This window comes from Leucobacter sp. GX24907, assembly GCF_053567335.1.
The window spans coordinates 160605-184412 of sequence record NZ_JBSGPD010000002.1; the positions used below are offsets into that span (position 1 = coordinate 160605).

Sequence of the window (23808 nt, forward strand, 5' to 3'; positions counted from 1 at the left end):
GACCTTCTGCGAAGAGGGGAGTGCGTCGCGTGATCGCGGGTGCCTCTGCGCTCGCATGTGCTGGTGCACTCATTGTGGGAACCGTGCTCCCTGCAAGTAACGCGATGACTTCAGCGGCCCTATCTGAGGCGGGCGCTTCACAGCTGATGAACACCGGAAGTACGGCTGCCGCTCCTGGCTCTGGCTTCTCTGAACCGTTGCCACTCGTGCAGACCGCACCGCAGGCGGTGGCGAGTGCGAGCGCCGCCGCAACTCTTGCCGGCCTGGAGGAGACGAAGCTCCGGTACCCCTTCGACTCCAAGGTGCCGCTCACCGACTCCTTCGGCTACCGTCTTGCGCCGGTTGCGGAGTTCCATGATGCGCAAGATCTGGCTCCGGATGCCGGAACCCCGATCCGAATCATCGGAGACGGCGTCGTCAGCGAAGCTGGATTCGGCTCTGATGGATGCGGTTTCGGGCTCAAGATCGAGCACCGAGTGTCTGATCAGGCCGTGACGAGCCGGTACTGCCACATGGAAGCTGACTCGCACGCGTACCAGGTCGGTGACGTTGTCTCGATCGGAGATACGGCTGGCAGAGTGGGATCGACCGGTAATTCCTTCGGCGCCCATTTGCACTTGGTGGTTCAGTTGGAGGGCGAATCGATCGATCCGTTGCCCTTCATCGAGTTGCATTCGGAGTAGTTCATCATCTGACGGACAACCCGTGGTCGAGTCCGCGGGGAGGACCCTGGCCTTCGAAGCCGACGAAAGGCGGAGCTATGACCATGTCTCAGGCATTGCTGAGCTTCACGACCGTAGCGCTGCTCCTTACCTTGATTCCTGGCCTCGACACGACTCTGGTTCTGCGCACCACCCTGGCGAGTGGTCGGCGTCACGGGTTCGCAGCGATGGTCGGAATCAACCTGGGCGCACTCACCTGGGGTGCCGCTGCCGCCGTCGGAGCCGCAGCTCTGCTCGCGGCTTCAGAGCTCGCGTACAGGCTCGTGACAGTCGCCGGCGCCCTCTACATGGCCTATCTCGGATTCACATTGATCCGGAAGAGTTTCTCGAGTCACTCGATCACAGTGGAAGACCAGGCTGACAGCGCGCAGGCGCAGAAGTCAGCCTGGCGCAGTTTCGTCCTCGGGTACTGGACGAATCTGCTCAACCCCAAGATCGGGGTGTTCTACGTTGCGACGATTCCGCAGTTCGTCCCCGCGGGTATCGCGCCCTTGGAAATGGGCCTGCTGCTCGCCGGGGTCCATGCGCTGCTCGGCACGATCTGGTTGGGGACGATCGTGGAGGGCGCTGTTGCTGCTCGGCGGTGGATCGCGAATCCTCGCGCACTCCGTGTCATCGATCGGGTTGTCGGCATCGTACTGATCGGATTCGGTGCAAAGCTCGCCTGGGATGCGCGCTGAACACGGTGCAAGACGCGGACGGGCATCGTCTTGGGTGAAGCCGGGATGCGTGCTACGAGTTACCTGAGCCCGGGGAACCGCGGAGGGAAGGTCCCGCAATAATATACACATGTTTATATATTCTGGCTCGGGTCGATCCTGACCTTCAAGGTGAGCAATCACGTCAGCGGCAAGGTTGCGGGTTCCGGCGCGTGAGCGAGGGCTCCGGATCGAAGCCGCAACATCACCGCGCGTGTCCAGTCATGCGAAGTTCTTGTCGGACGTCAAGCGTGCAGGGAAGCGACGCTGCAAGGAGGGTCGGCGCAGGAGAGCCTTCGCGTGCCGGGGGAACCTGTCGGGCGCAGGGACCTGGATCAACGGGCATTCCAGTGTGGGTCAGCGACGACTAAGCTGACATAATATAGATTATCCATTTTTGGTCCGGACGTTCCCGCTGAGGCGATTCGAGAGATCTCGCCGACGCTGGTGGCAAGGCGAACCTGATCCGTGACGTCAGCGTGAATCGGTGCGTCGGCGCCCAGCGGTTGTTGAAGACAGTCGCCGGCACTTGCTTGGCGATCTGCGGCGATCTGTGTCAGCGGTGAATCTTGACTACCGGGATGCTTTACGTCTCCTTGTGCGAGATGAAGCGCCGTGAAATGGGTGCTCATGTACTGATCGTGAACGCTCGTGATCTCTTCGAGACGGTCCTATTGCAAGGAAAGCTTAGGTAAGCGTTAGCGATCCTTACGGTAAAATCCGCATGATCTCGCCATTCCTCTGTGGGTTTTTGTTTAGTTGTCAAACAAGTCTTGTGAGCGAGGTTCTCCGGCATCTACGCTGAAGCCGCGCGCGCGTCCTCAGCCAGTTTCCTCCGTGATGATGGCGTTCGAGGATTCGTGTCTGCGACACCATTCAACGATGAAAGGCCCCCGAAAGATGACACTCCACTCCCCCAAATTTACTCGTGTGCTCGCATTGGGTGGGATCGCCGTCCTCGCCTCCGTCTCCCTTGCAGCCTGCTCGGGTGGCGGGGACACCGCCGGCGGCGAGGACTGCACCCCGGCTCATGAGTTCGAGACGGTCGACTCCGGCGTGCTGACAATCGCCTCGTACGACTACCCGCCGTCGACGCTTATCGAGGGCGACGATTCGATCACCGGCTTCGAGGGGGATCTCCTCATGCAGTTCGCTGAAGAGAACTGCCTCTCGGTAGTTGTCAGTGCGGCCGGTGGTGCGGGTGCAGTCATCCCGTCGATCGAGACCGGTCGCGCCGACATCGGCGCCGGCTCCTGGTATCGCACTACCGAGCGCGCGGAGATCGTGCACCTCAGCGAGCCGACGGTGATCGATGCGAGCGCCATCATCTCGACAGAGGGCCTCACCGTCAACGACTTGGACGGCAAGAAGATCGGGTCGGTCTCCGGAAACCTCTGGAACGAGAGCCTGCAGAAGAAGTACGGCGACAACTTCACGGTGTATCAGGACGACGAGTCCATCTACAGCGACCTGGCCGCGGGGCGCATCGACGTGATTGTCGCGAGCGCCGCGTCCGCAGCCGGTCGTCTTGAAGATCGCCCGATCGAGGGAGCCACGGTGGAGACCACCGAGTCGCTCGACGGGGTGCCCGAGTTCGATCGTCCCGGCCAGCTGACCTTCCCGACCCCTCTCGAGAATACGGAGCTGGGCGAAGCCATCGACGCCTTCGTCGTGGAGAAGCGCGAGGACGGCACGATCGCCGACGTGATCGAGGGGTACGGCCTCGATCCGGAGCTCGCCGACATCACCGAGGTGTGGGAGCTCTAGCTTTCCGATCAGCGACGGGCGAGGAAGTGGGACCCTTCCTCGCCCGTCGTGCTGTCCATGCATGCTGATCGAGTCGCACGCGCGCCGACACCCCTTCGCGGCGGGCCGAATTCACGCTCAGATCCGGGTGCCGGCGACTGGTGAGACCCCGTCACGATCTCTGCGGTCAAACCAACTTTTGGCAGGCGCCGAAACACCGGAAAATGCGCAGTATTCGGCGTATCGGAGCGCGGTAACCGACTGCTAGCGTGGCCTCAGTTCTCGGTGCTGGGCGGCACAGACGCCTCGGAGTGCGAAGGAGCACGATTGACACAGATGCACGTCCGAGGAACCGGTCTCGGTATTCCTCTCGCAATCACTGCGGCCGTGGTGTTCGCCTCCGTCGGACCCTTCAGCAAGTTGCTGCTCGAGACTGGCTGGTCGCCGGGCGGGGTGGTCATGCTGCGGGTGATCTGCGCGTCCTTGCTGCTACTCCCCCTGACGCTGTGGTCGGTGCGACGCGATCCCGGTGTGCTGCGCAGACGATGGCTCTGGATCTTGGCCTACGGCGTCGTCGCACTCTGCGGATGTCAGGTGCTCTACATGTACGCGTCCGCACGCCTTCCCGTGGCGATCGCCTTGCTCATCCAGTTTCTTGCGCCGGTGCTGATCTTGTTCGCAGTCTGGGGCCGCACCCGTATCCGGCCGGCCTGGCTTGCGCTGATCGGCGCAGGGCTTGCCGTTGCTGGTCTCGTACTTGTTCTGGGACCGTCGAGTGATACCGCGTTGGATCCTTTGGGTCTCGTGTGGGCAGGACTCGCCGCTGTCAGCCTCGCCGTGTACTTCTTGCTCGGTGCGAATACGCCGGGAGACCTTCCTCCGATCGCGCTCATCGGAAGCGGCCTGCTTGTCTCGGCGGTGGTTCTCGCCATCCTGGGCACGCTCGGCCTGGTACCCATGAGATTCGTGTTCTCCGATGCGATCCCGTTCTTCGGAGCTGAAGCACCCTGGTGGGTGCCACTCGGTCTCGTCGTCGTACTCGGAACCGTGTTCGGGTATGTGCTGGGGCTGCAAGCGGCCATCAAACTCGGGTCGCGCCTCGCGTCGTTCCTCGGCATGTTCGAGATTCTGGTTGTCGTGCTGCTCGCGGCGCTGCTGCTCGGCGAGGTGCCTACCCTGGTGCAGCTCGGGGGCGCGATCGTGCTTGTCGCGGGCGTCATTGCCGTGCGTCTTGCGCCCGATCGCGCGCATGTCGGAGCCGCTGATCCGCTCGAGGCTGGGCCGGTTACCGCCCCGATCCCAATTATCTCCGCGCCTACTGAAGACGAGTACCGCGGGTAGCCGCCATGGTCGCTCATTCGTCGCTACCGTGAGCTGAGCAGGAGAAGCGCTCGCACGGTGAGCAGGGAGGCCCCGACGAGCCCGACGGCCCCGGCGATGAGCATGATGTCGCTGCGATCTGCCAGCAGCGCCACCACAGCTCCGACGGTACCCACTGCCGCGAGGGCGAAACCCCCGGCTGTCAGCAGCAGCGGGATCCCTCGGCCATGGGCAGCAGCAGCTCGACGGCCCGGACGCGCCACCAGCGAAGCCACGGCGAAGACGAAAGCGCAGAGCGCCAGCGCACCGAGCACATCGCTCGGACGGTGCCAGCCGTACACGACCAGCTGACATGCGGCTACCGACATAACAATCGCGCCGGCAAGAGCGGATCCTGCGCGAGCCCCGGCCGGTACGGCCCAGACGAGTGCCCCGGTGAGGGCGGCGAACACGGTCATGTGCCCGCTCGGGAATGTGTTGGGAGCATCGAGTTCGAAGAGTCCGGGGCGCTGCAGGAACTGCTGCTTGAGCAGCTGCGAGGCGACAATCGCGATGACCGGGGTGAGCGTCGCGGTGACGGCTCGTCGTACGCCGTGCGAGGCGAGTGCGATACCTGCAATGATCACGAGCGCGATTGCGACGGCGGGCACTGACACGAGATTCAACGGCGGCGGCGGCGAATAAGTGAACGACGCGGCATCCAGCACACTTGCCTCGGCCTGCTGGCCGACGACGTTGAGCACTCCGCCGGCGTAGAACAAGGCGCCTGCTGCGAGGGAGAGCAGCGCGAGACCCCAAGCCGCCGCGTGTCCGCGATGCACTGCAGCCATGACGTCTCCTCTCTCTTCTCCCCCAGCCAGTACCCGGATCAAGATCGTAACCTGTCGGACTTTTCAGACTGCTGAATGTCACAGGGTGTGTGCTGCTCCGCCGTCAGGTAGACGTCCTGTCTGTGATCAGCGCAGCATTGCTACCCTGGGGTGTGTAGAACATATTCGTTTTCTTTCATCCGCGGCCCGATGCCCGGGTGAGTCATGGCCGAGAGAGGCGAGATGCCAGCACCGAGCGAATCGCATGTTGCACCGACCGCGTCGGCAGAGGCGGTGTCTGCGAGCGAATCCGCGGCCCTGATTCCCATGGAGCGGGTCGATGGCGACCGGAGTGTCGCGGATCGTGTCATGCGTCGTCTGCTTCGTGTCGACAGCGTCGATCGGTCTGCCGCGTCGGAGGTCTCGGCGCATCGGTACCTTCGAACGTCAATGGTGATCACGGGTATTCGGTGCATCATCACGTATCTCGTCATTCCGATCGCGGTGCCGATCATCGGTCTGAGCGGAGCGGTGTCTGCTCCCCTCGGTCTCCTGCTCAGTTTGGTGGCACTGGTGACCGGGATCATGAGCCTGCGGAAGTTCTGGATGGGCGACCATCGATTCAGATGGATGTATACGGGGTTCATCGGCATCGTGTTCATGGTGCTCGCGATCACCCTGTACACCGACGTGTCAGAGATAGTGAGCACTCTATGAGCCCCGAAGAGCGGGGGCACTCCCCCGAACGGTCTGATAATCACACCGAGGGATCGCCGGAGCGTGTGCCGCCAAAAGCTTGGGTCACGCTCATTGCCTTCGCTGCCTTTGTCACCCTCTTCGGCACCTGCGCAAGTACCTTCATGTTCCGCTGACTTGCGGAGGACGCAGGCGTAGGCTGGCAGCATCGAGCGCCGCCCGAAGGAGGATCTCATGCCGACCATCGCCGATACCATCGTCGAGACCATCAAGGATGCGGGCGTCGAACGGGTCTACGGACTACCCGGCGACTCGCTCAACGGATTCACCGACGCGCTTCGCAGAGATGGCACCCTTGCGTGGCAGCACGTTCGACACGAGGAGGCTGCCGCATTCGCGGCCTCTGCTGAGGCGGCGCTGACGGGCAACCTGGCAGTGTGCGCCGGCAGCTGCGGGCCCGGCAACACCCACCTGCTGAACGGACTCTACGACGCGCAGCGCAGCCGAGTGCCCGTTCTCGCGATCGCCGCTCAGATCCCGGGACCGGAGGTCGGAAGCGCCTACTTCCAAGAAACGCACCCGCAGGATCTCTTTCGCGAAGCATCGGTCTACACCGAGCTCGTGAGCGTTCCCGATCAGCTGCCCCATGTGTTGGAGATCGCAATCCGAGCCGCGGTCGAGCAGCAGGGCGTGGCCGTCCTGGTGATCCCGGGCGAGATCTTTCTCACGGACAGCCCGACCGTGCGCCGTTCTGCTCCGATCGCACGAATCCCTCGAGTGACAGTGCCGGCAGAGCGTGAGTTGCAAGACGCTGCGACGTTGCTGAACGCGGCGAAGAAGGTGACGATCTTGGGCGGAGCGGGTACGGAGGGTGCGCACGCCGAGCTCATCGCGCTCGCGGAGAAGTTGCAGGCTCCCGTGGTGCATGCGTTGCGTGGCAAGGAGTTCATCGAGCACGATAACCCCTACGACGTCGGGATGACTGGCCTGATCGGATTCTCCTCGGGGTATCGCGCGATGGAGAACTGCGATGCGCTGCTGATGCTGGGCACCGACTTCCCCTACCGGCAGTTCCTCCCGTCGAAGGCGAAGATCGTACAGGTCGATCTCCGTGGTGAGCACCTCGGGCGGCGCACACCCATTGACGTCGGTCTGGTGGGCAGCGTCCGCGACACTGCGCAGGCGTTGTTACCGCTTCTCTCGGATCGAGCTGACGGTAAGCACCTCGATGACTCGATCAAACACTATACGAAGGCGCGGAAGGGGCTCGACGAACTCGCGTCGAGTGACAAGAACCGTGCGCCGATCCATCCCCAGTACGTTGCAAAGCTGGTGAGCGACCTTGCGGCGGACGATGCAGTCTTCATCCCTGACGTCGGTTCGCCGACGGTGTGGGCCGCACGATATCTGCGGATGAACGGGAAGCGGCGTCTCATCGGCTCCTTCACCCACGGCTCGATGGCGAATGCGCTGCCGCACGCGATCGGTGCACAGTCCGCCTTCCCCGACCGACAGGTCGTGGCTCTCGCCGGTGACGGCGGACTCGCGATGTTGCTCGGAGAACTCCTCACCCTGCGGCAGCTGCGACTTCCGGTCAAACTGGTCGTATTCAATAACTCCTCACTGAACTTCGTCGAACTCGAGATGAAGGCTGCCGGATTCGTGAACTACGGCACCGAGCTCGATAACCCGGACTTCGCCGACATCGCGAAGGCTGTCGGCATTCACGGTCGACGCGTCGAACAACCGGACGAACTCGACGGAGCGCTGCGGGATGCGTTCGCACACGATGGTCCGGCACTGGTCGACGTGGTCACCGCGCGACAAGAGCTGTCGATACCGCCCACCATTACGGCAGCGCAGGCCAAAGGGTTCACCCTGTACGCGCTCCGCACGATTCTCTCGGGGCGAGGCGAAGAACTGCTCGACCTTGCCGACACCAACGTATTCCGGCGACTGTTCGGCTGAGCCGCTCAGCGGGTCGCGTAGAACGCTACCGCGGACGATGCAGCGACATTGAGCGAGTCGACGCCGCCCATCATCGGGATCGTCACCCTCCGGTCGAGCTGGCGATCTGTCGCCGGAATGAGACCGTGACCTTCGGTGCCGAACACCAGTGCGAGCCGCTCGTGATCTTCGGCGACGAGCTCGTCGAGCGTGATCGCCCCCTCGCCCAGAGTCATGCCGGCAACGACGTAACCGAGATCCTTGAGCAGTTGGAGACCACTTCGGGGCCAGGGGTCAATACGCGTCCATGGGACTTGGAAGACAGTGCCCATCGACACGCGGACTGCGCGTCGGTAGAGCGGGTCCGCGCACCGAGGCGTCACCAGCACCGCATCGAGTCCCATGGCGGCCGCATTCCTGAAGGCGCTTCCGACATTTGCATGATCGGCGAGGTTCTCTAGCACGGCAATCCGTGAACGCGCAGGACGGCCCGACCCACGAGTCGTCTGCGATGCCAGTGAGGAAGCTGCGAGCAGTTCGGCGGGGTCTATCGGCTCCGGGCGGTGCATGGATGCGATCGCCCCGCGGTGCATGTGGAAACCGGTGAGACGCTCCAGCTGTTCCGGCGTCCCCAGATACACCGGAACTTCAGGGAAGGCAGCCAGCAGAGGCTCGATCTGCGGGAGCCATTCTTCGAGCAGCAAGACCGAACGTGGGCGATGCCCTGCGGTGATGGCGCGCTCGATGACCTTGGGCGACTCGGCGAGATACAGCCCTGACTCGGGTTCGAGTACCCGGCGCAGTGCCACGTCGGTCAACTGCGTGAAATCGCGGAGCTCGGGTGCGTCGAGTGATGCGATGCGGTGCAGGATCACCGGCACTCCTCCGTCACGCTAGAGTCGTTCGCGGCAGGGCTCGTCGATTGCGTGACCGTGCGCAAGAACCTCGCTATGTGTACTGCGGCGTCTTCGGGGGCTTCGTAGTGCACCAAATGTCCGACCCCTGGAATCACGCGGAGCTCGGCACCTGGAATGCGTCGCTGCAGGTCGAGTTGGGCGCGTAGAGGAGAGATGTCGTCGCGATCCCCCGCGATGATGAGCGTCGGAACTGAGAACGGCGACCCGTTTGGAGTGTCTGGTCGGTGCTCGGTCACGACCTCCGCAACCGTGTGCGACACCGAGGCTCGGAAAGCCTGAAGCAGCGTGGTCGGATCGGAGAACACGCTGAAATACCGGTCGTGCTGACCATGGATCCAGCTGCGCAGCTCGGAGTCGCGTGTCTTCGCCATGACCTCGCTCATGACTCGAACGATCGCAGGATTGCCGAGAAGTGCCCGAGCAGCAGCCGGGGGAAGCGCATCCGCTGCCCGGTAATAGGCGATCGCGAGCTTGGTCATGATCGCGTTCGGACCGGAGAGTGCGGGAGATGAGATCGGGTTGATGAAGGTGACGCTGCTGGGTGCGAGTCCATCGGCAATCGCACGTGCGACAACCAGTGAGCCGAACGAATGACCCACGATATGTACGTCGCTTGGTCGTGCTGCGGCGCGCTCGACCTGGCCGTCGCGCTCAACGTTTCCGGCGTGCTGATCAACTGCGGTGGCGAATGCTCGCAACCACTCCCCGTAGAGCGCGAGATCGTGTTCACGATCGGGGACGGCTGAGCTCATTCCGAAGCCGGGCAGATCTGGGACGATGATCGGCACGCCAGGCAACATGACGGTCAGCCCCTCGGCGATGAGCTCCAGACCATGATGATCTCCGCGGAATCCATGAACGAGCAGTATGGGGGCGGCGTCACCCACACCGTACTGCCAAGCGCGGGTCGGCGCGCCGAACACGGGGACGGTCAGTTGGCGGGGGTGTTCGGTCACGAGGCGAGTCTAGCGAGCGCACCTGTGCTCCCCCGCCACCGATAGCATCGTGATTGACGAAAGGATGCGCCGTGACTAGAGAACTGCCCCTGTGGGCTGCGAACCTCGCCGTCTTCGACACCGAGACGACGGGAGTCGACACGAGCAGTGCGCGCATCGTGAGCTCGACGATCGCGCTGCTGGGTTCGGGGGGTGAGGTGCTCGAACGCTACGATTGGCTGCTCGACCCAGGAGTCGAGATTCCCGAGCCGGCAGTGCGGGTGCACGGCATCAGCACTGAGATCGCGCGTTCGAGCGGCATCCGAGCTGAATTCGGAGTTGCGCAGATCATCGAACAGCTCTCGGCGATGCGCGAGCGCGGCTTCCCGCTCGTCGTCTACAACGCGCCCTTCGACCTGTCGCTGCTTCACGCCGAATCACGGCGGCACGGACTCGCCTGGCCAGATGCGGTGTCACCGGTGCTCGACCCGTTGATCATCGACAAGCAGATGGATCGCTTCCGCCGCGGGAAGCGCACCCTCGAGGTGGTCACGGCGCACTATGGCATCGAGCTCGGTACCGCCCATGACGCCGGTGATGACGCGATCGCTGCCGGGCGATTGCTGCAGGCGATCGCGATCAAGTACGCCGACACCCTGCCGGGCGATCTCGAGGAGCTGCACGCCGCTCAGGCCTCCTGGGCTGCAGCCCAGGCCGAGAACTTCCAGGACTACATGCGGCGCGTCCGCGACCCGTCGTTTGTGGCAGATGGACGTTGGCCGATTCGGTAACGGTGGAGACAGCAAAGGGCGGGCGATCCGGAATGGATCGCCCGCCCTTCGTCGTATGACTTCGGAGTTTAGGCGCCGAAGCCCTTGAAGCGCTGGTTGAACTTCTCGACACGACCGGCCGAGTCCATGATGCGCTGCTTGCCCGTGTAGAACGGGTGCGATGCGCTCGAGATCTCGACATCGATGACCGGGTAGGTCTCGCCCTCGAGCTCGATCGTCTTATCGCTGGTCAGCGTGGAGCGGGTGAGGAACGTCTCCCCCGAGGCGAGGTCGCGGAAAACAATGGCGTTGTACTCGGGGTGGATATCGGTCTTCATGAGTGTTCCTTAGGATTGTCGCCTTGAATGGGGCCTGTAGCAGCAGGCCCCGAGGTCTTGGGAGGTTGCGGATGACCGCACAAAGTTCTACTTTACATCAGAATTAGATTAGTCGCGGCACATATTGCTAGGTCGCGAACACAGAGTTCGACGAACCGAGTCTCAGTTCTTGGCGATCGCGGAGTAGCGGCCGTCGCTCTCGGTGAGTTCGAATTCCAGGCCGAACGCCGCGCCGAGGTTCTCCGCAGTCAGAGTCTCGGCGATGGGCCCGGCTGCCTGCACGCGGCCCTCGCTCAGCAGCAGCACATGCGTGAAGCCCGGAGGGATCTCCTCTACGTGGTGAGTCACCATGACCATCGCCGGGGAGGTCGGCGACTGCGCGAATCCCGAGAGCATGCGGAGCAGGCGTTCGCGGGCGCCGAGGTCGAGACTCGCGCTCGGCTCATCGAGCAGCAAGAGTTCTGGGTCAGTCATTACGGCTCGCGCGATCATGGCGCGCTTGCGCTCTCCGTCGCTCAAGGTCCCGAAGAGATTGTCGGCGAGGCTTGTGAGCTCCCACTCGGCGATGATGCGGTCGGCCTGACGAATGTCGATGTCGTCGTACTGCTCGTTCCAGCGCCCCTCGACCGAGTGCGCCGCGGTCAGCACGAGGTTGCGCACGGACTCGTCGTTCGGAATGCGTCGTGCGTTCGCCGATGATGCGAAGCCGATGCGGTGGCGCAACTCAAAGATGTCAACTTTGCCGAGCGTCTCGTCGAGAATCTCGACGCTGCCCCGGGTCGGATAGTCGTTTGCAGTGGCGAGCTTGAGCATCGTCGTCTTGCCGGCGCCGTTGGGGCCGAGAATCACCCAGCGCTCGGCGCTGTCGACAGACCAGTTCACCCCGTCGAGGATCGGCCTGCCGTCGCGAACATAGGTGACATCTGAGAATCGCAGAGCGTTGACCATGCCGACCAGCCTACCGACCGTCGGTCGTGAGTTGGCTCCGACGCGGCGGCAGTTCCCTAAACTTGAATGCATGAACGATGCTGCTGCGCCCCTTCTCGTGGTTCTCGACTGCGATTCGACGACGATTCAGGACGAGGTGATCGAGTTGCTCGCGGATGCGGCCGGTACGCGGGACGAAGTCGCCGACGTTACCGAGCGCGCGATGCGGGGCGAGCTCGACTTCGCGGAGAGCTTGGCAGAACGCGTGGCTACGCTTGCAGGCACGCCCGAGACGGTCTTCCAACAGGCATACGAGCGAGTGCGGCTCTCCCCCGGCATCCGCGAACTGATCGCCGCAGTACATGAACGCGGCGGTAAAGTCGGTGTGGTCTCAGGTGGCTTCCATGAAGTTCTCGATTTCATCGCCGACGACCTCGGTCTCGACTATTGGCGGGCAAATCGCCTGGAGACCGCAGACGGCGCGCTCACCGGTCGCACCGTGGGCCAGGTGATCGATGGGGCCGCCAAGGCCGAGGCATTGCGCGAATGGGCGGAGGCGCAAGGCACTCCCCTCAGCGCAACTGCCGCGATCGGCGACGGCGCGAACGATCTCGAGATGATGCGGGTTGCCGCCCTGGGAGTGGGGTACAACGCGAAGCCGATCGTGCAAGAGCGTGCCGATGTGAGCATCGAGCACGATCTGTCCGCGGTGATCCCGTTGCTCGATCGTTTGAGCTGACCCCTATTCCGGTCCGAAGGGCGCGGACCTCTATTCATCTGCGAGATCAGAGATTGTTGAGGCGCTCGGTGTCGTCGGGTATGGTCCCGTCTGCGAGCAACGATGTTCCGAGACGTTTGAGCGCCGTGAGTGCGACGTTCTGGGGCATCGGTCCGTAGGAGATGCGGGCGATTCCGAGTGCCTCGTACTCTGCCGCGGTGAGCGCGCCCGGGAGCCCGATGACGCTGACCTTGCGCGATCCGATCTCCTCGACGAGCTCCTGCGCCTCCTCTGCGGTGACGACTCCCGGCACGAACACGCACTGGGCGCCGGCTGCCAGGTAGGCGCGTCCGCGCTCGATCGCGTCGGTCAGAGATGCGGCACGGGAGCGATCCCCACCCTTGAGCAGTGCATCGGTGCGTGCATTGAGTACGAAGTCGACGCCTTCCTGACGGCCGGCTTCGACGGCGTCACGCATCACTGTCACGGATTCATCGATGGGGCGCAGCTGATCCTCGATGTTCGCTCCGCAGACCCCCGCAGCGATGGCCTTTCGCACCGTGCCGGCCGGATCACCGAATCCGCCATCGAGATCCGCAGTGACGGGCAGCTCGGTCGTTGCGACGATGCGTGCGGTCGCAGCGATCATGAGGTCGACCGGGATCTTCTCGCCGTCGGGGTACCCGTGGCTTGCGGCAATGCCGTGTCCTGCGGTGGCGATGGCCGTCGACCCGTTCAGATCGGATACCACCCGCGCACTTATGGCATCCCAGACGTTCACGACACGCAGGATCTCGGGTGCCTCGTACAGATCGATGAGGGTACGAGCGTCGTCGGCAACGCGCTCGCGGGAACGGGGTTCGCTGTGTTCGGTCATGCCTCCACGCTATGCCGTGAGACGAGTTCGCGGAAGGGCTTGCAGACCGTAGCTGCGGGTGTTATCTCCGGTGCGGCGCGATCAGTGGCCCATGCCCAGTCCGCCGTCGACCGGAATGACGGCCCCGGAGACGTACGCCGACTCGTCACCGGCCAGCCATGAGGCGACGCCGGCGATCTCCTCCACCTTGCCGAAACGTCCGGCCGGAATGGACTCGAGGTACTTCTGCTGCTGAGCCTCGGGGAGCGCCGCAGTCATGTCGGTCTCGATGAACCCCGGGGCAATCACGTTCGCGGTGATGCCCCGACCACCGAGTTCACGGGTCAGCGAACGCGCGAACCCGACGAGAGCCGCCTTCGAAGACGCGTAGTTGATCTGTCCGGGGGAACCGTAGAGGGCCACCACGCTCGACAGCAGGATCACGCGCCCGAAGCGCCCCTTGAGGAGGCCCTTCGCAGCCCGCTTCACCACACGGAACGTTCCGGTGAGGTTCGTGTCGATGACCTCGCTGAAGTCCTCTTCGCTCATGCGCAGCAGCAGCGTATCGCGGGTAATCCCCGCGTTCGCGATGACCACCTCGACTGCTCCGAGCTTCTCCTCGATCTCCGAGAACGCGGCATCGATCGATGCGCTGTCGCTCATTTCCGCGTGGACGGTGAGCGCGCCCGCGGGGCCTGCTCCTGAGCGGGCGGTCACGGCGACCCGATGTCCGTCTGCGATCATTCGTTCGGCGATGGCGAAACCGATGCCGCGATTGCCGCCGGTGACGAGGACGGTGCGGGAAGTGCTCATGCGGGCGTTCCTTTCGTATGGTGCTTCCCCAAGCCTAGAGGAAGGTCGTGCGCGTGCCGGGTAGCGGCGCAGTGAGGGGCGGAGCGACATCCAAGGTGCGGGGCGTAGACTTCCGTGTGGACGAAGAAGGAGCCGATGGGCGAGAGTTACCGGGTCACGACGGTGGGAATGGCCCCCGCCGAAGATCGTGCGAAGCGCATGCGCTTCTACTACATGGCGATGGGCCTGCGCATGCTCTGCGTGGCCTCGCTGCTCTTCGTCAGAGGCTGGTGGATCGCGGTCGCACTCCTCGGGGCAGTGCTTCTGCCGTATTTCGCGGTGATGATCGCAAATGCGGTCGCGGCAACGCCTGACGAAGAGGTGGACGCACCCGAACCGCTCAGCATTGCCGGTTCGGACTCCGGGACCGCTTCTTCCACGTCTCCTGCTGATCGACCACCGGTCATCGTCGTGGATGCCCCAGGTCATGAGGAGACATGGCGAAGCTCCCCTGCCGAAACCGCTTCGAGTGAGACGGTGTCTGATCAGCCCGTACAGGGAGGGACTGAAGACGGTCACAGCAAGAGCGACGGTTCCACAGGATGACGGGTGTGTTGTCCGCCGCCCTCGGTGGAGCGCCGTCGGAACGTTTCGAATGCTCCCGAGCCGGCTGCCGTGCGGCCGCTTCGCGCGCACTGATTTGGCGGAACCCCAAGATTCACGGCCCAGAACGTCGTAAGACCTGGCTTGCCTGCTCGGAACACCTTCCCTACCTGCGGGATTTCTTGGCTGCCCGTTCCTTCCCGCTCGAAGAGACCTCGATAGATACGCTGAGCGACTCGCAGATAGCGGAGAGATCGGCTGCGTCACAGGGATCGGCGCCCGAAGCAGAACGACGAGAGCGGTCCGGTGGCTGAGCAGACGATGCCGCTTACGGAACCCGAGGCGCGCCCGCGCGACGCTCATTCGGAGGAACAGGAGCTCCCGGGCTGGTCCTTCCTCCGCAGTCGACGCTGGCTGGGCTACTACGCGCTCTTGCTCGCGTTCTCGGTCGCGTGCGTGATGCTGGGAAACTGGCAGTTCGATCGGCGCGCCGAGGCTCGCGCCGAGATCGACCGCATAGACGCGAACTATGATGCACCGGCGATACCGCTCGATGCGGCACTTCCAGAACTCTCTTTCTTCGATGAGGATCAGCTGAAGTGGCAGACCGTCGAGGTCACCGGCGAGTACTTCGGTGAGCCGTTCCTCGCCCGCAATCGGCCGGGGCCGGGAGGTGTCGGGGCCGATCTGATCCATCCGCTGCGCACCGAAGACGGTCGTGTCTTCTTCGTGGACCGGGGGTGGGTCCCATTCGAGGCAGATTCCGGTTCTGAGAACGCAGCAGTCGCTCTCGAGGCGCTCCCGCAACCGGCAGAGGGGTGGGTGCTCGTCGAAGCGCGACTGCGTGCCGGCGAACCGGCGGTGGAAGGCCGTTCAAGCCGCGGGAGCACCGTGGGGAGTATTGATCTGCCTGAGATCGCGCGTCTCGCCCAGGTCGAAGCGGAGGCCTACACCGGAGCGTACGGCATGCTTGTCAGCGAAGAGCCGACGGGTGAGGCCGGCGTGCTGCCGGATCGGCCGGAACGCGATGAGGGCCCCCACCTGTCGTACGCGCTGCAGTGGTACGTGTTCATCATCATCGCCCTCGGCGGGGTGAGCTATGCAGCGAGACAGGAATATCGCGGCCTGAATGCGGGTAGCGAGAGAGTGCTCGAGCAGGATCGCCGACGAGCCGAGCGGCGAAAGCGCAAGGGCGACACCGACGCCGATGAAGAAGACGCTTTGCTCGACGGTTGAGCGAATCGACGGTAGAGGTGCCTGCCAGCGCGGCTCGAAAACCACGCAGGACGGGACGATACACTCGCGTCTCGTGACCTCAACTGCATCTGAACCGGCGCTCAGCGCACCACGATCCGCGGTGCGGGCGCTGGTCGAACGCGCTTGGTTTCAACGCTGCATCATCGCGTTGATCGTCTTCAACGCGGTCATCTTGGGGTTGGAGACCTATGCTGCGGTAGTTCAGAGATTCGGTCCGGGCCTGCACGCGGTCAACGCAGTAGTGATCGGGATCTTTGTCCTCGAGTTGATCCTGCGTATCTACGCGTACGGCTGGCGCTTCTTTCGAGACGGCTGGAACGTGTTCGATTTCATCGTCGTCATCGCCGCGCTGGTACCCGCGAACTCGGCCTCGGGCGCCCTGCGGCTGCTGCGGCTGTTGCGGGTCTTCCGGTTGCTCTCGGCGGTCCGCTCGATGCGAATGGTCGTGCGAGCGCTCGGAGCCTCCATCCCCGGCATCATGTCGATGGGCGGGCTCTTCATGATGGTGCTCTATGTCTTTGCGATCGCCTCGACGACGCTGTTCGCCCCGTACGATCCGAAGAACTACGGGGACCTCGGGCTCACCTTCGGGTCGCTGTATCGCATCGTCATCGGCGATGGGTGGAGCGACGTGGTCGTTCCGTTGGCATCCGAGCATCCCTGGGTCTGGGCCTATTTCATCGGATTCTCATTGCTCGGTGCGGTCGTGCTCCTCAACCTGTTCGTAGCGGTGGTTGTTGAGGCAATGAACAGGATCCAGACTGAAGAGTTCGAGGAATCTCGCGAGGAAGAGCACGCGCAGGGAGACTTGATTCTTGCGGAGCTCAGTGCGCTGCGAGCAAGCGTTGAGAGTCTGCGCACCCACCGCGGCGAATTCGATGATGCTGATTCACGCAGGTCCGAATCGGGGAAAGTAGACTCATCCGATGCCGCATCGGGTGAGTCGCAAGAGGGACGGAGCACTGTTGGCGCCTGATGTTGCACGCTCCTCGAGAGTCATGCTGGGATGTCGCTCATTGCTTCTGGTAGCGGTCGTGGGAGCGACGTTGCTCACTGCCGGTTGCAGCCAGGGTCCGGATCCGGTCGAAACGCGTGATTCTTTGAGCGAGGTGACGGCGGAACCGTCCGAGCCGGAGGCAGCGACGGAGTACGACGCGGAGCTCAACCCTGAGCCGATCGTGGAGCCCCGCGAGTGTACGAACTATCTGGTGATCACCGGTCGCGGCACCGGCGAACCTGCGGACAATCAGCTGCTCAGTCCGGTCGCAGAGATGATTGCGGACGCCAGACCCGACGAGGTGGACATCGTGGATCTCGACTATCCAGCGGACACCGAAGTCAAGGAAGGGGGCACGCTCGGAGTACGCACCCTCATCGACACACTGAACGTTCAGGCCGAGGCATGCCCCGATCAGGGGTTCGTTCTGCTCGGATACTCGCAGGGCGCCCTGGTCATCGGAGATGCGTTGGTCGACCCGGATGTTCGACTCGTCGGTGGCACAGTGGGCGAACTGCATTCTGAGGCGACAGATCGGATTCGTGCCATCGTCTTCTACGGAGACCCTCGCCTCGTCGGCGGGGAGGAGTACAACTTCGGCACCGACACGGGCACGAATGGTCTGCTCCCCCGCCCGTTCGGCAGCCTGGAAGCGTTCGCCGATCGCATCAGGGATTACTGCGTGCCGAGTGACTTCGTGTGTCAGACCGCGATCGATGCGGTCGAGTTGGACGGCGGTGCAGCGGGCGTGGGACTGGACGAGCAGGGGCACGTCGAGTACTTCAATAACGGGATGCAGCAGGATGGCGCGGCATTCGCGATCACGAAGCTGGCTCCCCCGGATCCGCCGGAAGACGACGCCGAGGGTGAGGAGCCGAAGGATAAGGACGCCGAGGACTCTACGCCAGCTCGATGAGCTCGAGGTACTCCTTGGACCAGTGATCTTCAGTCGCCTCGGGCATGATGAGGACACGTTCGGGGTTGAGCGCCTCGACTGCTCCGGGATCGTGCGATACCAGCACGACTGCGCCGCTGAAGTGCGCGAGCGCGTCGAGCACCTCCTCACGGCTCGCCGGATCGAGGTTGTTGGTCGGCTCGTCGAGGAGCAGCACGTTCGCGCTCGAGACCACCAGCATCGCGAGCGCCAGACGTGTCTTCTCTCCGCCAGACAGCACGCCGGCAGGCTTGTGCACGTCATCTCCAGTGAACAGGAAGGATCCGAGCACTTTGCGTGCCTCGGTCTCGGTGAGATGCTGCGACACCGAGATCATGTTCTGCAGCACGCTCGCCTTGACGTCCAGTGTCTCGTGCTCCTGCGCGTAGTAGCCGACCTTCAGGCCGTGACCTGCGATGAGCTCCCCGGTGTCGGGAGTATCCACCTGCGCGAGCAGCCGCAGCAGTGTGGTCTTTCCGGCGCCGTTGAGCCCCAGCACGACAACTTTTGATCCACGATCGATTGCGAGGTCGACGCCGGCGAAGATCTCGAGTGAGCCGAACGACTTCGAGAGGCTCTGCGCCATGAGCGGGGTCTTGCCGCAGGGCGCCGGGTCCGGAAAGCGGAGCTTCGCTACGCGATCCACCTGGCGCACCTCTTCGAGGCCGGACAGCATTCGCTCGGCCCGCGCAACCATCTGGTGCGCTGCGGCGGCCTTCGAAGCCTTGGCACCGAACTTTGCCGCCTGATCCTTGAGCGCCGAGGCCTTCTTCTCCACATTCGCGCGTTCCTTGCGACGGCGCTCCTCGTCAGCGGCGCGCTGACGCTGGTAGAGCTTCCAGCCCATGTTGTACACATCGATCACCTGGCGATTGGCATCGAGGTAGAAGACCCGGTTCACGGTCTCTCCTACCAGGTCGATGTCGTGGCTGATGATGATGACGCCGCCCTTGTAGCTCTTCAAGAACTCCCGTAGCCACACGATGGAGTCGGCATCCAAGTGGTTTGTCGGCTCATCGAGGATCATGGTGTCTGCATCGCTGAAGAGGATACGAGCGAGCTCGATGCGACGGCGTTGACCGCCGGAAAGCGTCTTGAGCGGCTGATCCAGCACTCGATCAGGGAGACCCAAGTTGTGCGAGATCGAGGCGGCCTCGGCTTCAGCGGCATAGCCACCGAGAGCCTGGAAGCGATCGGTAAGCGATCCGAAGCGCTTCATCGCCTTCTCCGCAACACGCGGGTCGTCCGACGCCATCTCCTCCGAGGCCTTCGCGAGGTTCTTCGTCAGCGTGCCGAGTCCGCGGGCATCGAGGATGCGATGCCTCGCGAGCTGCTCGGGATCGCCAGAGCGCGGGTCCTGCGGAAGGAAGCCGAGCTCGCCGGACACCTGCACTCGGCCCTCCGCAGGCTGCAGCTCGCCCGAGAGCGTACGTGTCAGCGTCGTCTTACCGGCGCCGTTTCGCCCCACGAGGCCGATCTTGTCGCCGGGGTTCACTCGGAACGTGACGCCTGACATGAGGCGACGTGCGCCGACGTCGATGGCGAGATCCTCGACGATGATCATGCGTGTGTCCTTAGAAGATGTGATGAGACGGAGTGTCCGCCAAACGAAAGGTTCGGGGGATCATTTCCGGGAAGGCATGCGTGGTGAGCCTGACGGCGCGCTGCGCAGCCGCGCGCCGGAGAGCATGCCGGTGGAAACGAACCCCCGAACCGAAGAAAAGACTAGATGGCGAAGCCCAGGGCGCGCATCATGTCTCGACCATCATCGGTGATTCGCTCCGGTGTCCACGGCGGCATCCACACCCAGTTGATGCGGAAGGCTGTGACGAGACCGTCGAGCGCCTCGGCGATATCGTTCTCGATCACGTCGGTCAGGGGGCAGCCGGCGCTCGTGAGCGTCATGCTGACCACGAGCGCGTCGTGCTCTTCGTCGAAGGCGAGGTCGTAGATGAGTCCGAGGTCGACGATATTGACGCCGAGCTCCGGGTCTGACACATCTTTGAGCGCTTCGATCGCCTGTTCGCGGAACTCGGGATCGATGGACTTCGCGGGAATGGCCTCAGTCATGCCAATAGCCTACGCCGCATCGACGAGGTAGCGGTCGTATCCCTCTTCTTCAAGACGCTCGGCAAGCTCAGGTCCGCCCTCTTCCGCCACCTTGCCGTTGACGAAGACGTGCACGAAATCCGGCTTGATGTAGCGGAGAATGCGCGTGTAGTGGGTGATGAGGAGCGTGCCGAGACCAGTGTGGTCCTTGGCGCGGTTGACACCCTCGGAGACCACCTTCAGTGCATCGACGTCGAGGCCGGAGTCGGTTTCGTCGAGCACGGCGAACTTCGGCTGCAGCAGTTCGAGCTGCAGGATCTCGTTGCGCTTCTTCTCGCCGCCCGAGAAGCCCTCGTTGACGTTGCGTTCTGCAAAGGAGGAGTCCATGCGGAGGTTCTCCATCGCGCCCTTGACATCCTTCATCCAGGTACGGATAGCCGGAGCCTCACCGTCGATCGCGGTCTTGGCGGTACGGAGGAAGTTGGCGTTGGTGACGCCGGGAATCTCGACCGGGTACTGCATGGCGAGGAAGAGACCCGCCTTGGCGCGCTCGTCCACCTCCATCTCGGTGACCTCTTCGCCGTCGAGCAGAATCGATCCGCTCGTGATCTCGTAGCGCGGGTGCCCGGCGATCGCGTAGGCGAGCGTCGACTTGCCCGAGCCGTTCGGTCCCATGATGGCGTGGGTTTCACCCTGCTTGATGGTGAGGTTGACCCCCTTGAGGATCTGCTTCTCACCCTGCTCGGTTTCGACGCTGACGTGCAGGTCCTTGATCTCAAGCACTGAGCTCATTGTTCAATCTCTTTCGTAATGTCGGGGTCGATGTACACGTCGCCGTCTTCGATCTCGACAACGTAAACGGGTACCGGCTCATAAGCCGGAAGGTTCTGCGGGAAGCCGGTGCACAGTGAGAAAGCTGATCCGTGCGCCCAGCATTCGAGGGTCTTTCCCTCGACGAAGCCTTCGGAGAGGCTGATCTGGCCGTGGGTGCAGGTGTCTCCGATGGCATGAACCTCACCATCAGAGTCGAGCACGATCGCGATGGGCGTATCGTCGAGGACGACACGCGTCGCTTGATCCTGCACGAGGTCGCTCATGGAGAGCGCCTTCTGCCTCGTCACTCGGATCAGGCCCCCTTCTGGGCGGCCGTCACGCTCTGGGCGAGCTCGGTCTCCACTGCGGCGGTGAGGCGTTCCTCGGTCGCGGGGTCACCGATCTGCTGAATGACCTCGAGCAGGAAGCCGCGCACGACGAGCTTGCGGGCCTCTTCTTCCGAGATGCCCCGGCTCATGAGGTAGAACAGATGCTCATCGTCGAAACGGCCCGTCGCGGAGGCGTGTCCGGCGCCGGCGATGTCGCCGGTCTCGATCTCGAGGTTCGGAATCGAATCGGCACGCGTGCCCTCGGAGAGAACCAGGTTACGGTTCTGCTCGTAGCTGTCGGTACCGCTTGCGACGCGGCGGATCAGCACGTCGCCGATCCAGACCGTGCGTGCTCCTTCGCCCTGCAGCGCCCCCTTGTAGGTGACGCGGCTGCGCGAGTTCGGGGCATTGTGGTCCATGTAGACCTGATGCTCCAAGTGCTGGCCTGCGTCTGCGAAGTATGCGCCGAACGCCTCGCCGTTCGCCCCCTCGGAATCGAGATGGATCGTCGGGTTGAGGCGCACCACGGAACCGCCGAGCGACACCACGATGTGCTTGAGGGTCGCGTCGCGCCCGACCTTGCCGAAGTGGCTCGACAGGTGGATGGCGCTGTCATCCCACTGCTGCACGGAGACCAGAGTGAGATCGGCGCCATCGCCGACGACGATCTCGACGTTCTCCGTGAGCTGCGCTTCCCCCTCGTGCGAGAGGATCACGACGGCCTTCGACTGCGGCGCGGCTTCGACGATGACGTGCGCGGCGCGCGCCTCCGTGCCGAAACCGGTGCGGTTCAGCGTGATCGCGTCGGCGTGCTCCCCCGACACCGTGAGGTGCAGGGCGCGATCGAACGACGACCAGGCATTCGCCGAAGCGCGGTCCTCAGGAGTTCCCGCACGTCCGATCAGCTCGGAATCGCGGTCGATCCAGCGGAGGGTCACGCCGTCTGCGTCAGCGGCATCATCGTTCGGCTGCGAGCCGTCGACCTCGCCGTGCAGCAGCGTGTCGATCTTCGCGACCGGGCTGAACTTCCAGTTGCCCTCGCGGCCGGTCACCTTCGGGAAATCGGCGACGTTCACAGAGGTGAACCGGGCCGAACGGGTCTGCACGGGCGCGCCGAAGTCCCAACCGCCATCTGAGTGGGCGGTGAGACCGTGCTGAGCGGTGCCCGTCGCGGGCTTCGTTGCAACAGCTTCAGTCATTATCCGACAGATCCTTCCATGCCCATCTCGATGAGCTTGTTCAGTTCGAGTGCGTACTCCATCGGCAGCTCGCGCGCGATCGGCTCGATGAAGCCGCGTACGATCATCGCCATGGCCTCCTCCTCGGCGAGGCCGCGGCTCATCAGGTAGAAGAGCTGATCTTCGCTCACACGCGACACGGTGGCTTCGTGACCGAGCTCGGCGTCGTCGGTGCGGATGTCGATGGCCGGGTACGTGTCGCTGCGCGAGATCGTATCGACGAGCAGTGCATCGCAGACGACTGAGTTCGCCGCGTGGTGCGCGTTGGCGTCGATGCGCACCTCACCGCGGTAACCGGTGCGGCCACCGCCGCGAGCGATCGACTTCGAGAGGATCGACGACTTGGTGTGCGGAGCCAAGTGGATCATCTTCGCACCGGCATCCTGGTGCTGGCCGGGCCCGGCGAAGGCGACCGACAGAGTCTCACCCTTGGCGTGCTCGCCCGTGAGGAAGATCGACGGGTACTTCATCGTCACCTTGGAACCGATGTTGCCGTCGACCCACTCCATGGTCGCGCCCTCTTCGGCGATCGCTCGCTTCGTGACGAGGTTGTAGACGTTGTTCGACCAGTTCTGGATCGTCGTGTAACGCACGCGCGCATTCTTCTTCACGATGATCTCGACGACTGCGGAGTGCAAGGAGTCGGACTTGTAGATCGGAGCGGTGCAGCCCTCGATGTAGTGCACGTAACTGTCTTCGTCAGCGATGATGAGCGTGCGCTCGAACTGGCCCATGTTCTCCGTGTTGATGCGGAAGTAGGCCTGCAGCGGGATCTCGACGTGCACGCCCTTCGGCACGTACACGAACGAGCCGCCCGACCACACGGCCGTGTTCAGCGCGGCGAACTTGTTATCGCCCGACGGGATCACGGTGCCGAAGTACTCTTCGAAGATCTCCGGGTGCTCCTTGAGCGCGGTATCGGTGTCGAGGAAGAGCACGCCCTGGGCCTCGAGATCCTCGCGGATCTGGTGGTACACCACCTCGGACTCGTACTGCGCGGCGACGCCGGCGACGAGACGTTGGCGCTCGGCCTCGGGAATGCCGAGACGCTCGTACGTATTCTTGATGTCCTCGGGCAGGTCCTCCCAGGTGGTGGCCTGCTTCTCGGTGGAGCGCACGAAATACTTGATGTTGTCGAAATCGATCTCGCTGAGATCTGCGCCCCACGTGGGCATCGGTTTACGACCGAAGATCTGCAGGGCCTTCAAACGGCGCTGGAGCATCCACTCCGGTTCGTTCTTCAGCTCGGAGATCTCTCGCACGACCTGTTCGTTGAGCCCACGCTTCGCCGTCTCACCGGCGGCATCGGCATCGTGCCAGCCGAATTCGTACTGACCCAAGCTTTCAAGCTCAGGACGGTCGATCAGCACCTCAGGCATGATCACTCCTCCTCATCA

26 protein-coding genes are annotated in these 23808 nt (G+C 63.5%); 12 read left to right on the forward strand and 14 right to left on the reverse strand.

Going from position 1 to position 23808, the window contains the following annotated elements; genetic code table 11:
* The first annotated feature begins 104 nt into the window (after positions 1 to 104).
* Together ACUYV6_RS03625 and ACUYV6_RS03630 are read left to right on the forward strand one after the other, a co-directional pair.
* Positions 105 to 683 (forward strand): M23 family metallopeptidase, encoded by a 579-nt coding sequence (locus ACUYV6_RS03625; RefSeq protein ID WP_449277289.1) that lies wholly within the window; start codon positions 105 to 107, stop codon positions 681 to 683.
* A gap of 77 nt (positions 684 to 760) precedes the next feature.
* Positions 761 to 1402, forward strand: coding sequence for a LysE family translocator (locus ACUYV6_RS03630; RefSeq protein ID WP_449277290.1), 642 nt, complete (start codon positions 761 to 763; stop codon positions 1400 to 1402).
* Positions 1403 to 1755: 353 nt separating this feature from the next.
* Here ACUYV6_RS03630 and ACUYV6_RS03635 read toward each other — a convergent pair whose 3' ends face one another.
* Positions 1756 to 2052, reverse strand: a complete 297-nt coding sequence (locus tag ACUYV6_RS03635; protein ID WP_449277291.1) for a hypothetical protein — start codon at positions 2050 to 2052, stop codon at positions 1756 to 1758.
* Between the two features lie 250 nt (positions 2053 to 2302).
* Between ACUYV6_RS03635 and ACUYV6_RS03640 the strand changes: the two genes are divergently transcribed.
* On the forward strand, positions 2303 to 3187 hold the full coding sequence (locus ACUYV6_RS03640; RefSeq protein WP_449277292.1) for a transporter substrate-binding domain-containing protein: 885 nt from the start codon (positions 2303 to 2305) through the stop codon (positions 3185 to 3187).
* A 315-nt stretch (positions 3188 to 3502) separates the two neighbouring features.
* On the forward strand, positions 3503 to 4507 hold the full coding sequence (locus ACUYV6_RS03645) for an EamA family transporter (protein WP_449277552.1): 1005 nt from the start codon (positions 3503 to 3505) through the stop codon (positions 4505 to 4507).
* Positions 4508 to 4530: 23 nt separating this feature from the next.
* Here the strand turns inward: ACUYV6_RS03645 and ACUYV6_RS03650 are convergent, their stop codons facing one another.
* Positions 4531 to 5316, reverse strand: coding sequence for a phosphatase PAP2 family protein (locus ACUYV6_RS03650; protein WP_449277293.1), 786 nt, complete (start codon positions 5314 to 5316; stop codon positions 4531 to 4533).
* Positions 5317 to 5538: 222 nt separating this feature from the next.
* Between ACUYV6_RS03650 and ACUYV6_RS03655 the strand changes: the two genes are divergently transcribed.
* Both ACUYV6_RS03655 and poxB read left to right on the forward strand, forming a co-directional pair.
* Entirely contained in the window at positions 5539 to 6012 is a 474-nt protein-coding gene (locus tag ACUYV6_RS03655) for a hypothetical protein (protein ID WP_449277294.1), read from the forward strand.
* Between the two features lie 213 nt (positions 6013 to 6225).
* On the forward strand, positions 6226 to 7959 hold the full coding sequence (gene poxB, locus ACUYV6_RS03660; RefSeq protein ID WP_449277295.1) for a ubiquinone-dependent pyruvate dehydrogenase: 1734 nt from the start codon (positions 6226 to 6228) through the stop codon (positions 7957 to 7959).
* Between the two features lie 5 nt (positions 7960 to 7964).
* On the opposite strand, the gene ACUYV6_RS03665 is transcribed toward poxB, so the two are convergent.
* Together ACUYV6_RS03665 and ACUYV6_RS03670 are read right to left on the reverse strand one after the other, a co-directional pair.
* Positions 7965 to 8813 carry a TrmH family RNA methyltransferase gene (locus ACUYV6_RS03665; protein ID WP_449277296.1) on the reverse strand — a complete coding sequence of 283 codons (849 nt, stop codon included), beginning with the start codon at positions 8811 to 8813 and terminating at the stop codon, positions 7965 to 7967.
* The gene (locus ACUYV6_RS03670) at positions 8810 to 9811 is read right to left on the reverse strand and encodes an alpha/beta fold hydrolase (protein ID WP_449277297.1); all 1002 of its coding nucleotides are present in this window, start codon (positions 9809 to 9811) and stop codon (positions 8810 to 8812) included. The genes ACUYV6_RS03665 and ACUYV6_RS03670 overlap by 4 nt, the downstream gene beginning before the upstream one ends.
* Before the next feature lie 71 nt (positions 9812 to 9882).
* On the opposite strand from ACUYV6_RS03670, the gene ACUYV6_RS03675 reads away from it, so the two are divergent.
* Complete coding sequence (locus tag ACUYV6_RS03675; RefSeq protein ID WP_449277298.1) at positions 9883 to 10581, forward strand: exonuclease domain-containing protein; 699 nt, start codon at positions 9883 to 9885, stop codon at positions 10579 to 10581.
* Between the two features lie 68 nt (positions 10582 to 10649).
* Here ACUYV6_RS03675 and ACUYV6_RS03680 read toward each other — a convergent pair whose 3' ends face one another.
* On the reverse strand, positions 10650 to 10898 hold the full coding sequence (locus tag ACUYV6_RS03680; protein WP_449277299.1) for a type B 50S ribosomal protein L31: 249 nt from the start codon (positions 10896 to 10898) through the stop codon (positions 10650 to 10652).
* A gap of 162 nt (positions 10899 to 11060) precedes the next feature.
* Entirely contained in the window at positions 11061 to 11846 is a 786-nt protein-coding gene (locus ACUYV6_RS03685) for an ABC transporter ATP-binding protein (RefSeq protein WP_449277300.1), read from the reverse strand.
* Positions 11847 to 11916: 70 nt separating this feature from the next.
* Between ACUYV6_RS03685 and serB the strand changes: the two genes are divergently transcribed.
* A complete protein-coding gene (serB, locus tag ACUYV6_RS03690; RefSeq protein ID WP_449277301.1) occupies positions 11917 to 12564 on the forward strand; it encodes a phosphoserine phosphatase SerB in 648 nt (215 codons plus the stop codon).
* A gap of 46 nt (positions 12565 to 12610) precedes the next feature.
* Here the strand turns inward: serB and ACUYV6_RS03695 are convergent, their stop codons facing one another.
* Both ACUYV6_RS03695 and fabG read right to left on the reverse strand, forming a co-directional pair.
* Positions 12611 to 13420, reverse strand: coding sequence for an isocitrate lyase/PEP mutase family protein (locus ACUYV6_RS03695; RefSeq protein ID WP_449277302.1), 810 nt, complete (start codon positions 13418 to 13420; stop codon positions 12611 to 12613).
* An 81-nt stretch (positions 13421 to 13501) separates the two neighbouring features.
* Positions 13502 to 14212, reverse strand: a complete 711-nt coding sequence (gene fabG / locus ACUYV6_RS03700; protein WP_449277303.1) for a 3-oxoacyl-ACP reductase FabG — start codon at positions 14210 to 14212, stop codon at positions 13502 to 13504.
* 135 nt (positions 14213 to 14347) lie between these two features.
* Between fabG and ACUYV6_RS03705 the strand changes: the two genes are divergently transcribed.
* The 4 genes from ACUYV6_RS03705 (at position 14348) to ACUYV6_RS03720 (ending at position 17964) form a co-directional block, all read left to right on the forward strand.
* Positions 14348 to 14797 carry a DUF3099 domain-containing protein gene (locus tag ACUYV6_RS03705; RefSeq protein WP_449277304.1) on the forward strand — a complete coding sequence of 150 codons (450 nt, stop codon included), beginning with the start codon at positions 14348 to 14350 and terminating at the stop codon, positions 14795 to 14797.
* Positions 14798 to 15100: 303 nt separating this feature from the next.
* Complete coding sequence (locus ACUYV6_RS03710) at positions 15101 to 16030, forward strand: SURF1 family cytochrome oxidase biogenesis protein (protein ID WP_449277305.1); 930 nt, start codon at positions 15101 to 15103, stop codon at positions 16028 to 16030.
* Positions 16031 to 16103: 73 nt separating this feature from the next.
* Complete coding sequence (locus tag ACUYV6_RS03715; RefSeq protein ID WP_449277306.1) at positions 16104 to 17027, forward strand: ion transporter; 924 nt, start codon at positions 16104 to 16106, stop codon at positions 17025 to 17027.
* Positions 17028 to 17160: 133 nt separating this feature from the next.
* Complete coding sequence (locus tag ACUYV6_RS03720; RefSeq protein ID WP_449277553.1) at positions 17161 to 17964, forward strand: cutinase family protein; 804 nt, start codon at positions 17161 to 17163, stop codon at positions 17962 to 17964.
* Here the strand turns inward: ACUYV6_RS03720 and ACUYV6_RS03725 are convergent.
* The 6 genes from ACUYV6_RS03725 to sufB all read right to left on the reverse strand — a co-directional run bounded on the left by ACUYV6_RS03725 (position 17948) and on the right by sufB (position 23790).
* Positions 17948 to 19546 (reverse strand): ABC-F family ATP-binding cassette domain-containing protein, encoded by a 1599-nt coding sequence (locus ACUYV6_RS03725; RefSeq protein ID WP_449277307.1) that lies wholly within the window; start codon positions 19544 to 19546, stop codon positions 17948 to 17950. The two genes, ACUYV6_RS03720 and ACUYV6_RS03725, sit on opposite strands and share 17 nt — an antisense overlap.
* Positions 19547 to 19707: 161 nt before the next feature.
* Positions 19708 to 20052 (reverse strand): metal-sulfur cluster assembly factor, encoded by a 345-nt coding sequence (locus tag ACUYV6_RS03730; protein WP_449277308.1) that lies wholly within the window; start codon positions 20050 to 20052, stop codon positions 19708 to 19710.
* Between the two features lie 9 nt (positions 20053 to 20061).
* Entirely contained in the window at positions 20062 to 20823 is a 762-nt protein-coding gene (gene sufC / locus ACUYV6_RS03735; RefSeq protein ID WP_449277309.1) for a Fe-S cluster assembly ATPase SufC, read from the reverse strand.
* Positions 20820 to 21152 carry a non-heme iron oxygenase ferredoxin subunit gene (locus ACUYV6_RS03740; RefSeq protein WP_449277310.1) on the reverse strand — a complete coding sequence of 111 codons (333 nt, stop codon included), beginning with the start codon at positions 21150 to 21152 and terminating at the stop codon, positions 20820 to 20822. The genes sufC and ACUYV6_RS03740 overlap by 4 nt, the downstream gene beginning before the upstream one ends.
* Before the next feature lie 5 nt (positions 21153 to 21157).
* Positions 21158 to 22372: a Fe-S cluster assembly protein SufD gene (gene sufD / locus ACUYV6_RS03745; RefSeq protein ID WP_449277311.1), complete on the reverse strand. Its 1215-nt coding sequence runs from the start codon at positions 22370 to 22372 to the stop codon at positions 21158 to 21160.
* On the reverse strand, positions 22372 to 23790 hold the full coding sequence (sufB, locus tag ACUYV6_RS03750) for a Fe-S cluster assembly protein SufB (protein WP_449277312.1): 1419 nt from the start codon (positions 23788 to 23790) through the stop codon (positions 22372 to 22374). Before sufB ends, sufD begins: the two co-directional genes overlap by 1 nt.
* Between the last annotated feature and the right edge of the window lie 18 nt (positions 23791 to 23808).